Source organism: Hyphomicrobiales bacterium (assembly GCA_016125495.1).
Classification (GTDB): domain Bacteria; phylum Pseudomonadota; class Alphaproteobacteria; order Rhizobiales; family RI-29; genus RI-29.
The window spans coordinates 322,064-340,074 of the sequence record WGLQ01000002.1 but is presented as its reverse complement, the minus strand read 5'-3'; the positions used below and the strand labels follow the sequence as shown (position 1 = coordinate 340,074).

Genomic DNA, 18,011 nt, shown 5'->3' with positions numbered 1-18,011 from the left:
CGTCGACGCACCTGCCGTGGCACCACACTGCGAGGACCTCCAATGACTCCGACCCTTCCGCGCCACATCGTCGACGAAGCGGTCGCCCGTTCGCTCGCCGAAGATCTCGGCCGCGCCGGTGACCTGACGACCGATGCGATCGTGCCGCCAGAAGCGAGGCTCTCGGCCGCCATCGTCGCACGCAAGCCCGGCGTGATCGCCGGTCTTCAACTCGCGATAGCCGCCTTTCGCGCGCTCGATCCCGGGGCAGCCATCACCGTCGAACGCCCCGACGCGAGCGCGGTGGAGGCCGGAGCCACCATCGCCCGCGTGACGGGCAATGCCCGCGCCATCCTCACCGCCGAGCGCACTGCTCTCAACTACCTGATCAGGCTGTCCGGCATCGCCACTCTCACCCGCAAATACGTCGATGCGGTCGCCGGAACGCGGGCCCATATCATCGACACCCGCAAGACCACGCCCGGCCTGCGCGCCCTCGAGAAATACGCGGTTCGCGCCGGTGGCGGCATGAACCACCGTTTCGGCCTCGACGATGCGATCCTCATAAAGGACAACCACATCGCCTTCGCAGGCGGAATAGACGAGGCGATCACCCGCGCCCGTCGTCATGTCGGCCATCTCGTCAAGATCGAGGTCGAGGTCGACGACCTTGCGCAACTCGAGCGGGTTCTCGGCCACGACGTCGACGCGGTCCTGCTCGACAACATGGACCCAGCGACGCTTCGCCAAGCCGTCGAGCGGGTCGCCGGACGCCTCATAACCGAAGCCTCCGGCGGCGTGAACCTCGCCAGCATCGCTGCGATCGCGGCGACCGGCGTGGACCTCGTTTCGGTCGGGGCCTTGACCCATTCGGCGCCCGCGCTCGACCTCGGCCTTGATTTCACCGTCTCGTGAACCTAGTTGAGCAGTGTGCATGACCCATTGGGGCTAGGGCACGGATTGCCTGGCCCGCAGGATGGGAGTGGCCGAAATGAGTGTAGCCGCAGTGATTACCTTGGTCGGCGGCAGCATGATCGGATGCGCGATACTCGGATTCATCTTCGCGATGCGCCGCAACCGCAGCGCCGACACCTGGGCCACGTTCTGCTTTTTCTTCCCGCCAGCCCTCATCCTGCTGCTCATGATGCCGCGCCTGCCGATGCCCGACCCCGGTCGCGCGATCGGGCGCGGCCTTTCGGACCTTTCCGACGATTGAACCGTCGGAAACGAACAGCCACGACCGGACTATTGACCGATGCCCTGGTCCTGTCTCGCCTCCTCGTGGGGAACGAAATCCGCGCGATAGAAGACGAGACTTCCCACCTGCGCAAGCCGCGTCATGCCGAGGGCCCATGACGCGGTCCCCTCGACCGAATGGAAGTGCGTTGCGTCATCGAGGCCATCGATGCGCGCTCGACCCGACAGGACGCTCTCGGCGACGTCGCGCGCCAGCGCCACCAGACGCTCGTCGATCGCCCTGACCGTGGTCGGGTGGCAGGAGGAAAGAAACTGGCAGCCGGCCTCGCCCTTTTCCGCTCCCTGGAAGACCACGCCGCACACATCGGCCGGAAAGTAATCGCTGCGCACGCGATTCATGACCGTCTGCGCGACGGCGATCTGGGCCCGGACCGGTTCGGTGCCTGCCTCGTGGTAGATGAGCCGGGCGAGGCAGCCGACGGATTCGGCACTCAGTTGCGCCGTTTGCCGCGTTTCGATGATGTCGAAACGCTCGGGAGCCGCACGGACCGACCGCACGTCCGAACGTGCCTCCGGCACCGCGCCCGCCGCGAACATCACCCGCTCGAAGCCTTCGATCGCCGGAAGCTGGTCGGCACGCGGGCCTTTGCCCGCCCGCGAGAAAAGGGCCTCCCCGGCCGGCGGAATGGGCCCGATGACGCCGTGGGGCGAGGCCGCACGTCGCGGGTGGTCGCTGCCAGGCCCGCTAAGGCGCGCCTCGACCGTCACCTTCAGCCTCGCCGCCAGATCCTCGCGGCCGGCGACGTAGCCAGCAAGCCCCGCCACCACCAGGAGCGAAGACGAAAAAAGAGCCATTCCGGCCCTCGAGCGAACAACGCCAACCATCGCCGAACCACCCGCTGATGTCGTCCGTGGCCGCCGCGCCGAAGGCGCCCGCACCCCACGGTTCCATCTCGACATGGTCCATGAAACCCCGGCGAACTTGCCGGATGGTTAACGAGCCGCACCGCCGCCGCGCCCGGCCTCCTGCGCCGCCCGCTCCAGTCCGGCTTCGAGAGCGGCGGTGAGCAATGCACCGACACGGCGGGCGGTCGTGAACGGCCCCTCGTCAGCCAACGGCTCGAGAAAACCGCGCGCGCCAGCCAGCCCACGGGCACCGAACTCGCGCTCGATCCGGCGCTCGAGCCAGGCGACCGACTGGGCCCGGCGGATCGCCCCCGCGCCATCCCGGGCAGAAATCGCGCTCCAGTGCGCCTCGAGTGCCGCGACCAGATCGTCGAGCCCCGCCCCGGTGGTCGCTGAAATGGCGAGTGCCGGCACCCGCCGTTCCTCCCCCGAACCGAGCGAGAGCGCGCCCGCGAGTTCTCCGAGCGCCCGCTCGGCCAGAGGTCCTTGATCGGCCTTCGTCACCACCGCGATGTCGGGGATCTCCATGATCCCGGCCTTCATGAATTGCAGGCTGTCGCCCGATCCGGGCTGCACACAGAGCACGACGGTGTCCGTGACACCACGGATGTCGGCCTCCGACTGCCCGACCCCGACACTTTCGACGATCACCCGATCGAAAATCGCCCGCATCAGCACGAGGCTCGGGAAGGTCACATCCGACAAACCGCCGAGCGCACCGCGTGCGGCCAGCGAGCGAACGAACGCCCCGTCATCGCCCGCCGCCGTTGTGATCCTCGTGCGGTCGCCGAGCAGCGCGCCGCCGCTGCGCTGTGACGAGGGATCGACCGCCAGGACACCGACGGTGAGACGGTCCGCCCTGTATCGGCGCACCAGCGCATCGGTGAGCGTGGACTTGCCGACACCGGGCGGACCCGTCAGGCCGATCGTGCGCCCCTTCGCCCGTCGCTCCGCGGCATCGAGCAGACGCGTGACGGCCTCACTCGTAAACGCGGTCTCGATACGCGTCAGGGCAGCTGCGAGTGCCCGCTTACCGCCAGCGATGATGGCATCGAGATCGTCGCGATCGCTCATGCCGACCTCACCGGACCGCCTGTCCGCCGCCGCATGGGCAGCCCGCCTAACGCGATCCGGTGCGAAGGTCGCTGCCTGCGCGCAGCGCCATCGGCTCCCAAACCTCACCACCATACCGCCCGCCGGGCAGATGGATCGCGGTCGCGAGATTCCATTCGAAATTATAGAGATACGTCCATGCCTCGACTTGGCGGCCCAGCCCGACATCGACGCCGATCATCCGCCGCACGAATTCGTGGGGCTCGGGAAACGCCGGCGAACAGGCTTCGTAGGCGTCGAGCCTCTCGAGCACGACAGCCGGCTGGGCGATCTCGTAGAGTTCGCCATGGACGCGCTCGCCCGGCACCGACGAGAGCACGGCGCCCGGATAGCTGCTGACACCGCGATCGTCCGGATCGTCGATCACATAGAGCCGCCCGGCGAAACTGCCACGCCCGGCCGGCACACCGTTTTCGCGCAAGAACTCCCCGAGGGGGTGGGCGACGGCCGTGGTGAGCGTGCCGTAGACGAAGAGCAGCGCGCTGGATTGCGCCATGGCCGGTGCCTCCGGACTGTGCGGCGACCGGGCCGCCGCAGAGCGTTGTCGACAATCGATAAGGATCGAGAACAGGACCGGCTCCGACCATGCGGCGAAGCGTGCCGGTTGCATGCTGGAATCCGCAAGCCCTGTCAACGCCCTTGGCGCGAACGGCGGCGGCCGCGACGGCAGCACGCCAGTGCCGCCTTGACGCCGCCGCGGATGGGCGTCACCGAGAGTGGCACGGGGTCACGGCAAAGAGAGGCTGGCATGGCGGGCACGATCGAACTGAGCATCTGGATCGCCGTCGATGCCCATGGCGATTACGTCGTTGCCGAGAACGAACACGAGCTGCGCGAGCTGATGGTGGACCGCAGCATCGACGATATCCACCGGGCGGTGCATCACATCATCCTGGAGTGCCCTGCCGTCGAAATCCAACCACAGCGCGCCCAGATCGGAGCGCGCATCCTGCGCCTGGTTCGTGACGAGTAGTTCAATGGAGCTTCGGCCATGCCGATCCTGAACGAGCTGATCCTGACGGTGGTCGGGGGCGTCCTGACCGCTCTCATCCTCGAGCGTGTCCGTGGCTCGGGCAACGCCCCGACGACGGCGAGCGCGGCAACCGGACGCGCCGAGCGCCCGCGCTCCGGCTCGAGCTTCTTTGGCCAGTTGGTGCGGGTGATCCTGGCGGTGACCGGCGGCTACTTCTGTGCCACCACCGGCGCCCGATACATCTTCCAGTCCGGCATCCTCGAGCGTTCGCCGATGAACCGCCTCGCCATCCTGGTTGCCGGCACCATCGTCTGCTGGCTGGTTCTCGCCTGGCTGTTCCGCCGCCGCTGAATAGCCGAGCTGCCGGCCCGAGCCTGCGCCTCAGCCCTCGATGCGCGAGAATTCGGCAACGCCGTGCGTGGCCGCGCGGATGCGGTTGAGCAATCGCAACCGGTTCGCCCGGATGGCCGCATCGTCGGCGTTGACCTTGACCCGCTCGAAGAACGCATCGACCGGTGCCCGCAACTCGGCAAGCGCCCGCATCGCGCCGGTGAAGTTCTCGACGTCGTTCGCCTTGCGGACATCGAGTTCGACCTTTGCGATCGCCTCGTCCAGTTCGCGCTCGGCATGCTCGACGAGCAGCCGCGCCTCGACGGGACCGTCGTGGGCCGCGCCATCCTTCTTTTCCTCGATGCGCAGGATGTTCGCCGCCCGCTTGACGCCGGCGAGCAGGTTGGCCCCGTCCTCGGTCTCGAGGAAGCCACCGAGCGCACCGAGCCGCTTGACGATGAGGGCGATGTCGTCCTGCGCCCCGACCGCCAGGATGGCGTCGATGAGGTCGTGCCTCGCCCCCTGGTCGCGCAGGTAGACCTTGAGCCGCTCGATGAAGAAGGAAAGAAGATCGGCGACGTCCTCACGCTCGCGCGCTGTCGGGCTCGGATTTCCGGTGAGGCGCCCGATGAGCTTGTCCCACTTCTCCTCGAACGACGGCCGCTCGTCGACCCAGGCTCCGAGATCCTCGCTCCAATGCCCCATCGCAGCCTGCCGCATGCCCTCTTCGAGCGTGTGCAGCATCGCGAGCACGTTGGCGCGCATGGCGACGACCAGTCGCTCGGTCAAGCCGAGCCGCAAGTCGTTCTCGATGCAGATGCGGATGACGCCGAGCGCCGCGCGGCGCAGCTGGTAGGGATCACCCGAGCCGGTCGGCTTGTCCCCGATGGCCCAGAACCCGGTCAAGAGATCGAGCTTGTCCGCCAGCGCAACGGCGACCGAGACCGTCCGCGTCGGCACCTCATCGGCCGCCCCGCGCGGCATGTAATGCTCCTCGATGGCGTGCGCGATGTCGCCATCAATTTTCTCTGCTTCGGCGTAGTAGCGGCCCATGAGGCCCTGCAATTCAGGGAACTCGCCGACCATGCCGGAAACGAGGTCCGCCTTGGCGAGTTCGGCGGCGCGTCCCGCCTTGTCGGCCTCGGCATCGACGGCGGGCGCGATGGCGCGCGCAAGCTCGCGCACCCGTTCCATCCGCTCCCACTGCGTGCCGAGCCGCTCGTGGTAGGTGACCGATTTGAGCTCGAAGTGCATGGGCTCGAGGCGGCGTGCGAGATCCTGGCGCCAGAAGAAGCGGGCATCCGAGAGCCGCGCCTCGATGACCCGCTCGTTGCCGGCGATGATCGCTGCTCCCTTGTCCGTGGCCTTCATGTTCGAGACGAGGATGAAGCGGCTGGCGAGCTTTCCGGTTTTCGGATCCCAGAGCGAAAAGCACTTCTGGTGCGCCTTCATGGAGGTCATGAGCACCTCCGGCGGCACCTCGAGGAACTCCTCACGGAAGCGGCCCATCAGAACGACCGGCCATTCGACGAGGCCAGCGTTTTCCTCCAGAAGCCTCGGCTCCTCGACGAGCCTCAAGCCCGCCTCCTGCGCCAGTTTGCGCGCCTGAGCGGCAATCTCCTCGGCGCGCTCGCGCGCATCGAGCAGCACCTTGGCGGCCTTCAGCCCCCTCCTGTAGTCCTTGAAGTCCGCGACACCGAAGGCCTCCGGGGCGAGAAACCGGTGCCCCCGCGTCGTCGCCCCGCTTTCGATCCCTGCCACCTCGAATGGCACGACCTTGCCATCGAAGATGCAGACGATGCCCTGCAATGGCCGCACCCAGGCGAGCTTTCCACTCCCCCAGCGCATCGACTTCGGCCAGGGAAAGCGCGCGATCACGTCCGGCACCAGTTCGGCGAGGATGTCCCGCGTCGCGCGTCCCGTCTTTTCGATCCGCGCGACATAGAAGTCGCCCTTCTTTGGATCGTTGACGACTTCGGCCTCACCGATCGAGCCGAGCCCGGCGGCACGAAGGAACCCCTCGAGCGCCTTGTCCGGCGCACCGACCCGCGGCCCTTTCCGCTCCTCGACGACGTCCTCCGCCTTGCGGGCAAGCCCCGAGAGCACCAGCGCGAGGCGGCGCGGCGTCGCATGGGCCTCCCCCTCGCCGGCCGCGATCCCCGCTTCGGCGAGGCCCTTGACCACGAGCGAACGCAAGTCCTCGGCCGCGCGCGCCTGCATGCGTGCGGGGATTTCCTCGGAGAACAGCTCGATCAGGAGTTCGGACATCGGGGCACTACCTGGATTTTTCGGCCGCGGCCGGACTGCGGAGGGGCTGGCAGGACCCGGGTCGGGTCAGCTCTCGAGCGGATCGAGCCGCCAGACGCCATGGGGATTGTAATAGAAATGGTCCTGCGGGTATCGCCCATCCTCCTGCAGCCTGAGGCGATAGCGCGGCGCCCCCTCCTCGACCGAGAAGGTCTGCCCGTCGGAGAGCGTCGGCGTCTCGGCGATCCGGTAGGCGTTGAACCGGAAGATCAGGTCCGCGAGGTCACCGTCGACCTCCTGCGGATCGCCGATGGCGGCATCGGCAAGGCCGAACTGTTTCATTCCGAACGAGGTCAGGAGGCTGCGATCCTCGACGTGCACCATGAGGGCGAAATAGAGATTGGCGAGGCCCCCATGCTCGAGCAGCGAGTTCCACCGCGAAAAGGGGTGCGCGGCACCCGACTTGTCGACCATGACGCCGAGTCCGCCGGCGACCTCGATGATGTGCGAGAACCGTCGGATACGGCCAGCCAGATCGTTGCCGAAATCGCTGATCGTGATCCCGGCAACCAGCCGGTGGGCGGAAAGGCTCGCCATCTCCTGCTCGTCGAATGCCCCGCCCGAGCCCTTCGCCATGGCCTTGGCGAGCCACGGATCGGGATCGAACACTTCAAAGAGTGCGCTCCAGTCTCCCACCGTATCGTGGATCGCGGCCCCCGCCGCCAGCACCGATCCGCCACTGGCCTCGGCGATCGCGGTGACGAGCGCTGTCCGATCCGGCCAGGGGCCGGGAAAACTGAGCGAAACGCCGGGTGGCTCGGCGAAGATGTTGGCGCTCTTGCCGTTGCTCGTGGCCATCAGGATGGGACCTCGTGGCCGAGTGCCCCGAGCACGCGCGCGAGCACCGCTCCTCCGACCTCACCGGCTGCCCCGCTCGCGGCGAGATAGCCGAGCCCGACCAGAATGAGCGCCGAGGCGAACAGCGAGACCGCCGGAATGCGCCGCAGCAGCAGCCAGGCGAGCACGAGCGCCGGAACCCCGAGCGTCACCAGCCCCGTTACCGTCTCCTTCGTGATCTCCATCAATTCGCCTCCTCGCCGGCGCCACCGCCGCTCGTCGAAAGCCAGGCCGCCGCGCACGCCTTGGCCAGCTCCCGCACCCTGAGGATGTAGCTCTGGCGCTCCGTGACGGAGATCACGCCGCGCGCATCGAGCAGGTTGAAGACATGGCTCGCCTTGATGCACTGGTCGTAGGCCGGCAGAGCGCAGTGGTGCACACGGCCTTCACCCGCGAGCGCGCCCTTTTCCAGCAGCGACCGGCACTCGTGCTCGGCGTCGCGGAAATGGCGGTGCAGCATCTCGGTGTCCGCCAGCTCGAAGTTGTGGCGCGAGTATTCCTGCTCGGCCTGAAGGAAGACGTCGCCATAGCTGATCCGCGCCGCACCCTCGCCACCGTTGAAATTGAGGTCGTAGACGTTCTCGATGCCCTGGACGTACATCGCGAGGCGCTCGAGCCCGTAGGTCAGCTCACCCGAAACGGGATTGCAGTCGAAACCTCCGACCTGCTGGAAATAGGTGAACTGCGACACCTCCATGCCGTCACACCACACCTCCCAGCCGAGGCCCCAGGCCCCGAGCGTCGGGCTCTCCCAGTCGTCCTCGACGAAGCGGATGTCGTGCAACGTGGGATCGATGCCGATCGCCGCGAGGCTTCCGAGATAGCGCTCCTGCAGGTCCGCCGGCGAAGGCTTCATGATGACCTGATACTGGTAGTAGTGTTGCAGCCGATTGGGGTTCTCACCGTAGCGCCCGTCCTTGGGGCGCCGCGAGGGCTGCACGTAGGCCGCCCGCCAGGGCTTGGGACCGAGCGAGCGCAGGGTCGTTGCAGGGTGGAAGGTGCCCGCCCCCACTTCCATGTCGTAGGGCTGCAGGATCACGCATCCCTGCCGGCTCCAGTAATGCTGCAGCGTCAGGATGAGATCCTGGAACGAGCGATCCGGCGCCAGCCCCAGCTCCCCGGCCAGGCCCGTCGATTTCTTGCTTTTCGCCATTTTTGCGAGGTCCGTGGTGCGAGATCCGTCGGCCGGTGCTTGCCGTCTTTAGACAACGTCTCTCGCCCGTGCGCAAGCGCTGCGCCACCGTGTCGGCGGGCTCCGGCTCGGGCGGTCGCCGGCGCGCTCCTCTCGCCCGTCAGTCCGGCTTGCGCACGCGGTAGACCCCCGTTTCGGGATCGGCCACGAGTTCACCCGAGGGCGCCATCGACTCCGACCTGCGCCGCGCGATTTGCTCTTCGGCCTTGCGCAGATCCTCGGAGATTCGCTTGCTTTCCTTGCGCAGCCAGCGATAGCCGGCCCAGAGCCCGGCCCCCGCCAGCGCGATCGCGATCAGCTGCGGCATTGCCACCTCATCTTCTGCCACGGCGCCAGCGGTCCGCGAGCCCAGTATGCCATGCTCCGGCCGCTGGGTCGTCCCTTCAAAGTCCGTAACGCGACCACAGCTCCCGTTCCTCGAGGCTCGCAACGACCTGATCCGTCAGCCCCGTCCCGCCGAGCCGCCCGATCGCATCCTCGCCCGTCGTTTCGCCGAACATGGTGGCGCCGACGAGGCGCTGTACCAGACCACTGCGCCGCGTCACCACCTTGAGGCGTACCTTGTCGCCGTAGATTGCCCGCATCCGCGTGCGCAGATCGCCGACCCCGTCGATGAGCCCGAGCCGCACCGCCTCGCGTGCGAGAAAGACTTGCCCCTCGAAGACGTCGGCATCGGGCGCGACCAGCCTTTCGCCCCGCCGCTCGCGAACCATGTCCTTGAAGATCGTGTGTATCTCGTCTTGCAGCGCCCGCAGTCGCTTGACGTCGTCTTCGCGCGCCGGCTCGAACGGATCGAGCAGTCGCTTGTGCTCACCCGCCGTGAAGACACGCCGTTCGATGCCGAGCCGCTCGATCGCCCTGTGGAATCCGAAACCGGCCGAAATCACCCCGACCGAACCGACGATGGAACTGGCGTCCGCCCAGATCTCGTCGCCCGCGAGCGCCAGCATGTAGCCGCCCGAGGCCATCACGTCCTCGGCAAAGACGTAGACCTTCTTGCCGTGCTCGCCCGCCAGATCGCGGATCCGCTTAAAGATCAGCCGCGATTGCACCGGCGAGCCGCCCGGCGAGTTGATGACGATGGCGACGGCATCGCTGCGCCGCGCCGCCTTGAAGAGTCGCTCGATCAGCCCCGCCATGGTGGCGAGCGAAACCCCCGGGCGCAATGGCGTCGCCAGCCCGATGGGGCCGGTGATGCGCAGCACCGGCACGACTGGTCCTCGGTCAAAGAGGCTCGACAGCATGGTCCGCTCCGTCCTGTGCCGCGCCCCGGCACTCACGCCCACTCCATTGCGACGCCATGGCGCAGCACATCGTCGATGTGGGGGGCAAAGCCGCCTTCGTCCACATGCAACGCCACCCCGTCGAGCAATTGGAGGGGCGCCCGGCTCGCGCGGCGCGCGCGAACCAGGACTCGCTTGGCGGGCGCCCCCCGGCGAGGGTGCAGCGCCAGGACCTCGATACCACCGAACCTGCCCTCGAGCGCGGAAAGGAGGGCCCCGAGCGCGGCAGCCCGATGAACGACGATCAATTCGCCCCCCCTCTCCGTGAGCCGCGCCGCCGCTTCGATCCATCCGGCGAGATCGGCCATCGGCATGGCATGGGCCAGCGAGCGCAGCGGCGCCTTCGGAAGGCGCATGCTGGCGGATTCGTGGAACGGTGGATTGATGGTGACGACGGAGAACCGTGACCCCTCGAGCAGCCCCCGCCCGGCGATGCCCGCCTCGAGCACGTCGCCCGTAACGAAGCCGACCCGGCTGGCGAGTTGGTTCGCCTCGGCATTCGCGCGCGCCATCGCAACGAGGCGCGGCGCCAGTTCAATACCGATGGCCTCGAGCCCCTCGAGCCGCCGGGCTGCTGCGAGCGCCACCACCCCGACACCCGACCCGAGGTCGACGAGGCGGCCGCCCGCGCCCCGAGAGTCGCCGACACTTGCCGCGAGCAGCACGGCATCGAGACCGGCGCGATAGCCCTCCTCGGGCTGGCGGATCATGAGTTGGCCGCCAAGGAAGGCATCGACCGTCTCGCCGTGCGCGGCGCCATCGCCCTCGGCCCCGGACCGCACGCCCTGTCGTTCCACCTTCACGCCCCGCCGTCCTCCGCTGGTCCACCCCAGCGCGAAATTTCGTGTCCGATGCCCGCTTCGACCAAAACCCTTCGGGCCTCTGCGAATTCCCCGTGCCCGACCAGAACGCGGGCGGCGAGGATTCCGACCGAGCCCTCGAGCACGCTCATGTTCTGATCCACCACCACATGCGCAATGCCTGCCTCGGTGAGCAGAACTCCGACGAAAGAGATCAAAACGGGATCATTGGCCCTGATCAGTTCACGCATCGCCGCAACTCCGCTGGCGCCGCAGTCGCTGCCTCTCGATTGCCCCATCGCGCTCGCCACCGCAATCTCGTCGGCGGCTGCAAAACGGTCGTCACAGGCGCGTCCGACGCCCGGAGCACGGCCGCCGGACCATCGCCCCGTGCACGATCTGTCCCGCAACGTCCGTCCTCGGGTTGATCCCGATCGGCTGTCGGCATATTTGGTTGCCCGAAAAGGACATGCGAAGGTTATGATGTCCTTGGCTCGGCCCTGGCGCTGCCTGGCTCCGGCGGGGCGCTCGGCGGACGCCGATTGGCGACGCGACAGGACAGTGAGGTGCACATTGGGTGTTGTCGTTTCAATCGATGACGCGCGCGACCCGATCGCCAGCTTGCGCCCGTTGCTGGCCCTCGTCCAGGAGGACATGGGGCGCGTCAACGCGATCATCATCGACAAGGCCCACTCCAACGTCGACCTCATTCCCGAACTCGCCCGTCACCTGATCGACTCGGGCGGCAAGCGGCTGCGCCCGATGCTGACGCTCGCGGCCGCCCGCCTCTGCGGTTATCACGGCGACGGCCACGTGCTGCTCGCGGCGTCGGTCGAGTTCATGCACACCGCCACCCTGCTGCACGACGACGTCGTGGACGAGAGCGATCTGCGCCGCGGCCGCAAGACGGCCCGCCTCCTCTGGGGCAATCAGGCGAGCGTCCTCGTCGGGGACTATCTGCTTGGCCAGTCGTTCCAGATGATGGTCGAGGTCGGCTCGCTCGAGTGTCTGCGCATCCTCTCGCACGCCGCCGCCGTGATCGCCGAGGGCGAGGTGATGCAGCTCGCCGCCGCCAAGAACACGGCGACGACCGAGGACGAGTACCTCGCCGTCATCAATGCCAAGACGGCCGCCCTCTTTTCCGCCGCCTCCGAGGTCGGTGCCTCGATCGCCGAACGCCCGGCCGACGAAGCCGCCGCATTGCGCTCCTACGGCAAGAACCTCGGCCTCGCCTTCCAGCTGGTCGACGACGCCCTCGACTATTCGGGAGAACAGGCGCGCCTCGGCAAATCGGTGGGCGACGACTTCCGCGAAGGCAAGATCACGCTGCCCGTCGTGCTCTCCTACCGGCGGGGCAACGCCGACGAGCGCACCTTCTGGCGGCGCACGCTGCAGGAAGGGACCATCGAGGACGGCGATCTCGATCACGCCATCGAGCTGATGAGCCGCCACCGCGCGATCGAGGACACCATCGAGCGCGCCCGCCACTATGGCGCCATCGCGCGTGATGCGCTCGCCATCTTTCCCGAGAGCGAGGCGCGCCGGGCGCTTGCCGAGGTCGTCGAATTCTGTGTCGCGCGGGCCCATTGAGGCCTGCCGTCACGCAACCGTTGCCGACTTCGCCCACCCTCTGTCATTCTTTGCCGCGCGCCACGAGGACTCGTTTCCACCTCGTGCTTCCAGTAGTCTGAACGAACATTCAGGATTTTTGACTGGGGGCATGCGATGCCATCTCCAAGATTTCCTCGCCCGAGCCGGATCGCCAGCAGCGCCCGGACCGCGCTCGCGGCGCTCGTATTCTCCATTCCGTTCGTCGGAGCCGGCACGGCGATCGCTGCCGAAAGCGACGCCTACCCGTTCCGCATCGCCCTGCGCGGCGAGATGACCGGTCTCGCGCTCCGCCTCAACGCCTGCACCGGCCATTCCTCGGCCGGCGAGCGCGAGGTGCTGTTCATCGGCGTGCCGCCGCTCAACATCCATCTCGATCCGCCCGATCGCCGCGCCCTCAATTCCGCCGCCGCCGCCGAAATCGGCACCATCAAGGGATTTCGCGCCAACCCGATCGAGCCGGCCGGCGTGCTGCCATCACTCGTGCGCGGCGGCCCGAACGCGGCGATCGAACTGCGCGATACGCTCGCCAAGCGCTACGATGCGCCGATCGTCGTCGTCTTCGACACCGCCCGCCCGACGCCCGACCTCCTCCAGCTCCAGATCAACATGCTCGGCCGCGATGCCTCGGGCGGCTATGGCTGCACCGAAACGGCGGTCCTCTCGCTCGACGCCACGACCTTCGAGCCGCGCACCCGCGCTTCGGGCGAGGGCGACTTCGTCGTCCTCGGCGGTGCCCTGATCGACGCCGTCCAGCGCATGGGCAAGGAGATCGCGGCGGCCGGCAAACTCACCATCGTCGGACGCGCGGACCTGCCCGGAGAGTGTGCCTTGAAGCGCGGCATGGGCCGGGACGTCACCGCCCTCGTCTTCGACATGCGCCGTCAGGGGCTCGCACTGGGCGAGAGCACCGAATGGCCGCAGATCCGCCAGGCGAGCGGCGATTCGCCCGAGGGTGTTCTCGAAGGCCGCGAACTCGAGGTGCTCGCCGAGGCCTCCCCCCTCGGCGACAGCGTCCTCGAGGTCACCGTGACACTGTACGAGAACGGCGGCATCCTCGACCTCATTCGCTATCAGGCCGTCATCCCGGTTTCGCGCCGCGCCGGTTGCGAGCCGCCGGCCACCTCCCCAACCGTCACGTCGGCCCCCGCCACGACCACCGACACCGTCGCTGAAACGCCAAGCGTCCCCGCCACCGGCGAGACGCCCGCGGTGACCACGGCGCCCGCCGTCACCGAATTGCCGGCGGCGACGCCGCTCGCGCCCAAACCCGTCGAGCGCGCCGACTTCGGCTTCTTCGCCAGCCAGGCGAGCTTTCGGCCGGGTGATCCGATGGCGCTGACGCTGGTGCCCCCGGTCGACTGCCGTCTGACGCTCATCAACGTCGACGACAGGGGCCGCAGCTGCGTCCTCCTGCCGCACCCCAAGGTCGAGGACCGATTGCTGAAGGCCGGCGAGACCTTCCGCTTTCCACCGCGCGGCTCGATGCGCGCGGGCGATGCCGGCACCGAGACCTTCATCGCCCTCTGCAACGCCTCGCCCGGTGCCGTCGCCACCGAACGCCATGTAACGGCCGAAGTCGCCTGCTCCGACGGCTCGACCAGTCCCGAAAACTACGAGGAAAAGACATTGGAGACGGTCGTCGTCGACTACGACGCACCGACCCCCGCCGGCGAGGGCGAGATCATCCGCCGCAGCTTGAGGATCAAGATCGCTCCCTGACCGCTCGGTCGCGGAATGTTTCCACTCCCCGAAACCAGAGCCGAGGACAACGCCATGCCCGCCACGCGTCCCCAGCCAAATATGACCCTGCCCTCGTTCGCTGCCCTCGTCGCGGCCGGGTTCCTGCTGCTTTCGCCCGTCGCGGCCTCGGCCCAGACCCCGGAGGTTTTCCTTGGGCAGGGCGGGCTCTGGGGCGACCCGAATGCCAAGCCTCTCGGCGAAACGACCGAGAACCACCTTGCCAAATGCCTCGCCGATCCCTCCGACCGCGTCAGCTGCCACCTCGCCAGGGAGAACAAGACCGATGGCGGTCTCGAGTCGGCCCTCCAGCACCAGCTCGAAACGGTGATCGTGGATTATTCCGCTGGCGAACCCGTGGTGAAGCGCGGCGAGCCGGTGAGCTTCGCGGCACCCCAGACGCCGGTCGCGAGCCAGGCCCCACAACTCGCCATGGTCGAAGCCAACGTCTATTTTGCCTACGATTCGACCGCCTTCGCGCCCGGCGAGGAGGGTAAGGTCGCCCAGCTCGCGACCGCTCTGAAGGACGATGCGACACGCGATCTCGCCTTTCTCGTCCTCGGTCACACGGACGCCAAGGGCGCCGACGCCTACAATTGCCGCCTCTCACGCGCCCGGGCCGAGGCGCTCGCCTCCGCGCTCGTCTCGCAGGGCGTTCCCCCCACCCGCCTCATCGCCATCGGCGTCGGCGAGCGCATCCTGAAGAATGCCGCCGACGGGCTCGCGCCTGAGAACCGGCGCGTCGGATTCGCTCCGCTCGGCGCGAGCGCGGATGTCGTGGTCTCGCACATGCGCTCGCTCTGCAAGTAGAAGGTTCCGGCTGCATGGGTTGACGCGCCAGGGGAACGGGGTGGCGCGCAGGTTCGGTGTCAACGGTCGGGAGGAAATGACATGGGGGGAAATCTGTTTCGGGTGGCGACGGTTGCTGCGGCTTTGCTCGGGCCGGGGGTGCCGGCCCTCGCCGATCCCGCCGATACCGCCCAGAAGGGCTACGTGCCGCACTTCGACCGCATCGTGACCGAACTCGAGGCCGACGCCGCCTTCCGCGCCGCCTTCAAGCCGGCGGACGCGCCCTGCGCGAACCTCGATGAAGCCGCCATCGTCGCCATCGACAAGCGCTGGCGGGCTGGCGATGCCGCGCTCATCGACCCGATGCTCGCCTCGCCCCTCGCGCGCCACCTCGCGACCATCATCGAGGCGAGCAAGGGCCGCGTCACGGAGATCATCCTGATGGACGTCAAGGGCTGCAACATCGCGGTCCACCCCAAGACGACGGACTATTGGCAGGGCGACGAGGACAAGTGGCAGAAGACCTACGCCGCCGCCTCCCAGGCCGTCTTCGAGGACCGCACCGATTTCGACGATTCGACACAGACCTGGTCCCAGCAGCTGAGCCGCACGCTCTTCATCGCCGGCAAGCCCGTCGGCGCCATCACCATCGGCTTCAACATCGCACACCGGTAGGAGCGACCGGCGGGCGTGGAGCGGCCAAGAGGAAAAGAACGCACGGGGGAGTCGCAGATGACGAGCGCCGGAAAGACCACCCCGAGGGCTGCGACCCGCCTCGCCGCGCGTTTCGCCGTGTTGGCCATCGCCCTGCTGGCCCTTGCGCCCCCCGCCACCGCCCAGGTCGCCACCTTCGACGCCGGCTCCATTTACGACCTCGACCCGCCGGCCCAGCAGTCGACGCTCGGCGAGCAACTGCTGAGCCGCGTCGCCAGCCAGCGCCAGCGGGGCGCCATGCAGTACGTGCGCCAGCTCGGCCCGGCCGACGTCCTGCGCACCCTCGCGCGCCCGGTCGGGCGCATCGCCTTTTCGGGCGATTTCGGCCCCGGCCGCCCGAAGGTCGGTTATTGCACCGCGAGCCTCGTAGCCGACGACCTCGTGCTGACGAATTACCACTGCATCGCCGGCAATCCGCTCGGCAAGGTCGCCGACGCGCTGCTCTGGATGGGTTATCTGCGCTTCAAGGACGCGACCGGGGTGAAGCAGTATGGCCTCGAACTCGATCCGGTCGAGGCGAGCGCCGAACTCGACTACGCCATCCACCGGGTGCGCGGGGCGCCGGGCAAGGACTGGGGCCGGGTGCGGCTCGCCGCCGCCGACCCGGGCGACAATACGTCGCTCTTCATCGTGCACCATCCGGGCGGCCAGGATCAGCACATCTCTCTGGGCGCCTGCAAGACCAGCGCCCCGGCGCTCGCGGGCGAGGATTTCCTCCACGAATGCGCGACCGAGGTCGGCTCATCCGGCGCCCCGGTGTTCGACTTCGGGCGGCGCACGGTGATCGGACTGCACTATGCCGGCCTCTCGGAACTCAAGGCTGCCAAGCGCATGGCCGCGATCGCCGAGCGCTCCGAGCGGCTGCGCGGGCTGATGGTGGGGGAGGAGGAGAGGGGCGGCACCGAAAGCAGCGCCGCGCCACAGGCGCCGCTCTCGCCAGCGGCGTTGGAATGGCAGGCGGTGCAGGGGTCGACGAGTTGCGCAGTGCTCGCGAGCTATCTGGAGGCGCATGGGCAGAGTCCCTTCGCGCGCTACGCGACGGCCCGCCAGGGGGAGCTGAATTGCGGGGAGGAGAAGGTTGCCGTCGGGACGTTCCCCGAGACGCCTGCGCTTGCCCCCGCGCCGAGCCCGTCGGCGGGCTGCGCCGGTGTGATGACCGAGGTGGTCGGCAAAGGGCGGGTCTGTCTCGATCCGGCCGACGAGGCGCGGAGGGAGTTCCAGGACTGCCACGGCAGTCTCTGCGGACCTCGGATGGTCGTGGTACCGGCCGGTAGTTTCATGATGGGCTCACCAGCTAGCGAAGAAGGGCGCGACGAAGACGAAGGCCCGCAACGGCGTGTGACGATCCGCCAGCCGTTCGCGGTGGGTAAGTTCGAGGTGACGTTCGCGGAGTGGGACGCATGTGTCGCGGGCGGCGGCTGCACGGATCGGCCGCAAGACCGGGGCTGGGGCCGCGGTCGGCAGCCTGTTATCAACGTCCGGTGGGACGACATCACGCGGCAGTATTTACCCTGGCTGAACCGCAAGCTGGGCCTTTCGGGCGCCGCGGCCTATCGGCTGCTCAGCGAAGCCGAGTGGGAGTATGCGGCGCGGGCCGGCACGACGACGCCCTTCTCTTTCAGTGCGACGATCACGACCGATCAGGCGAACTACGACGGCAACTACACCTACGGGTCCGGCCCCAAGGGCCCCTATCGAGACAGGACGGTTGAGGTCGGCTCGTTTGCCCCGAATGCGTTCGGGCTGCACGACATGCACGGCAATGTCTGGGAATGGGTCGATGACTGCTACGTTGAGAGCTACGCCCGCGCTCCGACCAACGGATCGGCTGTCACAGACTCTGGCTGCGCGTCCCGCGTTCTTCGCGGCGGTGCCTGGGTCGACGATCCATTTGACCTGCGCTCCGCCAGTAGGTTCGGAACCAATTCGGGCAACCCATACGTCAGCCTCGGCTTCCGGGTGGCTCGGTCGTTGTCGCGGTAGTTCTGCCTAGGACCGGCGGCGCGCCACCCCCACGATCCCCGGATGCGGTGCCCCCCCTCACGATCCCCGGATGCTGCGCGGCATGCAATGACGCGCTGCTGGTCCGGGGTCGCGGGGAAGGGAGCAGAACGCGGCGGTCCCGGGTCTGCGGCGCACGGCTGCGCCCTGCACCGCGCCCGGGAGCCGTGGTGTGCAGGTCCCCGGATCAGGCGCGCCCCCCTCACGATCCCCGGATGCTGCGCGGCATCCAATGACGCGCT

20 protein-coding genes are annotated in these 18,011 nt (G+C 68.1%); 9 read left to right on the top strand and 11 right to left on the bottom strand.

The window, feature by feature from the left end; translation table 11 throughout:
- Positions 1-42: 42 nt before the first annotated feature.
- Together GC150_02045 and GC150_02040 are read left to right on the top strand one after the other, a co-directional pair.
- On the top strand, positions 43-894 hold the full coding sequence (locus tag GC150_02045) for a carboxylating nicotinate-nucleotide diphosphorylase (protein ID MBI1383682.1): 852 nt from the start codon (positions 43-45) through the stop codon (positions 892-894).
- Between the two features lie 76 nt (positions 895-970).
- Complete coding sequence (locus GC150_02040) at positions 971-1,195, top strand: hypothetical protein (GenBank protein ID MBI1383681.1); 225 nt, start codon at positions 971-973, stop codon at positions 1,193-1,195.
- Positions 1,196-1,224: 29 nt separating this feature from the next.
- On the opposite strand, the gene GC150_02035 is transcribed toward GC150_02040, so the two are convergent.
- From GC150_02035 to GC150_02025, 3 genes are read right to left on the bottom strand one after another with little or no spacing between them, the layout of a single operon-like run.
- On the bottom strand, positions 1,225-2,136 hold the full coding sequence (locus GC150_02035; protein ID MBI1383680.1) for a hypothetical protein: 912 nt from the start codon (positions 2,134-2,136) through the stop codon (positions 1,225-1,227).
- 33 nt (positions 2,137-2,169) lie between these two features.
- A complete protein-coding gene (locus GC150_02030) occupies positions 2,170-3,156 on the bottom strand; it encodes a methylmalonyl Co-A mutase-associated GTPase MeaB (GenBank protein MBI1383679.1) in 987 nt (328 codons plus the stop codon).
- A gap of 46 nt (positions 3,157-3,202) precedes the next feature.
- On the bottom strand, positions 3,203-3,805 hold the full coding sequence (locus GC150_02025; protein MBI1383678.1) for a hypothetical protein: 603 nt from the start codon (positions 3,803-3,805) through the stop codon (positions 3,203-3,205).
- A gap of 138 nt (positions 3,806-3,943) precedes the next feature.
- Here GC150_02025 and GC150_02020 point away from each other — a divergent pair, with 138 nt between their 5' ends.
- Complete coding sequence (locus tag GC150_02020) at positions 3,944-4,168, top strand: hypothetical protein (GenBank protein MBI1383677.1); 225 nt, start codon at positions 3,944-3,946, stop codon at positions 4,166-4,168.
- Positions 4,169-4,186: 18 nt separating this feature from the next.
- The gene (locus tag GC150_02015; protein MBI1383676.1) at positions 4,187-4,519 is read left to right on the top strand and encodes a hypothetical protein; all 333 of its coding nucleotides are present in this window, start codon (positions 4,187-4,189) and stop codon (positions 4,517-4,519) included.
- 30 nt (positions 4,520-4,549) lie between these two features.
- Here GC150_02015 and GC150_02010 read toward each other — a convergent pair whose 3' ends face one another.
- From GC150_02010 to GC150_01975, 8 genes are all read right to left on the bottom strand, one after another.
- Positions 4,550-6,766 carry a glycine--tRNA ligase subunit beta gene (locus GC150_02010; protein MBI1383675.1) on the bottom strand — a complete coding sequence of 739 codons (2,217 nt, stop codon included), beginning with the start codon at positions 6,764-6,766 and terminating at the stop codon, positions 4,550-4,552.
- A gap of 66 nt (positions 6,767-6,832) precedes the next feature.
- The gene (locus GC150_02005; protein ID MBI1383674.1) at positions 6,833-7,603 is read right to left on the bottom strand and encodes a hypothetical protein; all 771 of its coding nucleotides are present in this window, start codon (positions 7,601-7,603) and stop codon (positions 6,833-6,835) included.
- Positions 7,603-7,827 (bottom strand): hypothetical protein, encoded by a 225-nt coding sequence (locus GC150_02000; GenBank protein MBI1383673.1) that lies wholly within the window; start codon positions 7,825-7,827, stop codon positions 7,603-7,605. Before GC150_02000 ends, GC150_02005 begins: the two co-directional genes overlap by 1 nt.
- The gene (locus GC150_01995) at positions 7,827-8,795 is read right to left on the bottom strand and encodes a glycine--tRNA ligase subunit alpha (GenBank protein MBI1383672.1); all 969 of its coding nucleotides are present in this window, start codon (positions 8,793-8,795) and stop codon (positions 7,827-7,829) included. The genes GC150_02000 and GC150_01995 overlap by 1 nt, the downstream gene beginning before the upstream one ends.
- A gap of 139 nt (positions 8,796-8,934) precedes the next feature.
- A complete protein-coding gene (locus tag GC150_01990) occupies positions 8,935-9,141 on the bottom strand; it encodes a hypothetical protein (GenBank protein ID MBI1383671.1) in 207 nt (68 codons plus the stop codon).
- 76 nt (positions 9,142-9,217) lie between these two features.
- Positions 9,218-10,078: a S49 family peptidase gene (locus GC150_01985; protein MBI1383670.1), complete on the bottom strand. Its 861-nt coding sequence runs from the start codon at positions 10,076-10,078 to the stop codon at positions 9,218-9,220.
- Between the two features lie 32 nt (positions 10,079-10,110).
- Positions 10,111-10,920, bottom strand: a complete 810-nt coding sequence (locus GC150_01980; GenBank protein MBI1383669.1) for a methyltransferase — start codon at positions 10,918-10,920, stop codon at positions 10,111-10,113.
- A complete protein-coding gene (locus GC150_01975; protein ID MBI1383668.1) occupies positions 10,917-11,168 on the bottom strand; it encodes a DUF2007 domain-containing protein in 252 nt (83 codons plus the stop codon). Before GC150_01975 ends, GC150_01980 begins: the two co-directional genes overlap by 4 nt.
- Positions 11,169-11,490: 322 nt before the next feature.
- Here GC150_01975 and GC150_01970 point away from each other — a divergent pair, with 322 nt between their 5' ends.
- From GC150_01970 to GC150_01950, 5 genes are all read left to right on the top strand, one after another.
- Complete coding sequence (locus GC150_01970) at positions 11,491-12,507, top strand: polyprenyl synthetase family protein (GenBank protein MBI1383667.1); 1,017 nt, start codon at positions 11,491-11,493, stop codon at positions 12,505-12,507.
- Between the two features lie 135 nt (positions 12,508-12,642).
- Positions 12,643-14,247: a DUF4384 domain-containing protein gene (locus GC150_01965; protein MBI1383666.1), complete on the top strand. Its 1,605-nt coding sequence runs from the start codon at positions 12,643-12,645 to the stop codon at positions 14,245-14,247.
- Positions 14,248-14,262: 15 nt separating this feature from the next.
- Positions 14,263-15,075, top strand: coding sequence for an OmpA family protein (locus GC150_01960; protein MBI1383665.1), 813 nt, complete (start codon positions 14,263-14,265; stop codon positions 15,073-15,075).
- Between the two features lie 81 nt (positions 15,076-15,156).
- Entirely contained in the window at positions 15,157-15,729 is a 573-nt protein-coding gene (locus GC150_01955) for a hypothetical protein (GenBank protein MBI1383664.1), read from the top strand.
- Between the two features lie 57 nt (positions 15,730-15,786).
- Positions 15,787-17,751, top strand: coding sequence for an SUMF1/EgtB/PvdO family nonheme iron enzyme (locus GC150_01950; protein MBI1383663.1), 1,965 nt, complete (start codon positions 15,787-15,789; stop codon positions 17,749-17,751).
- Positions 17,752-18,011 lie beyond the last annotated feature (260 nt).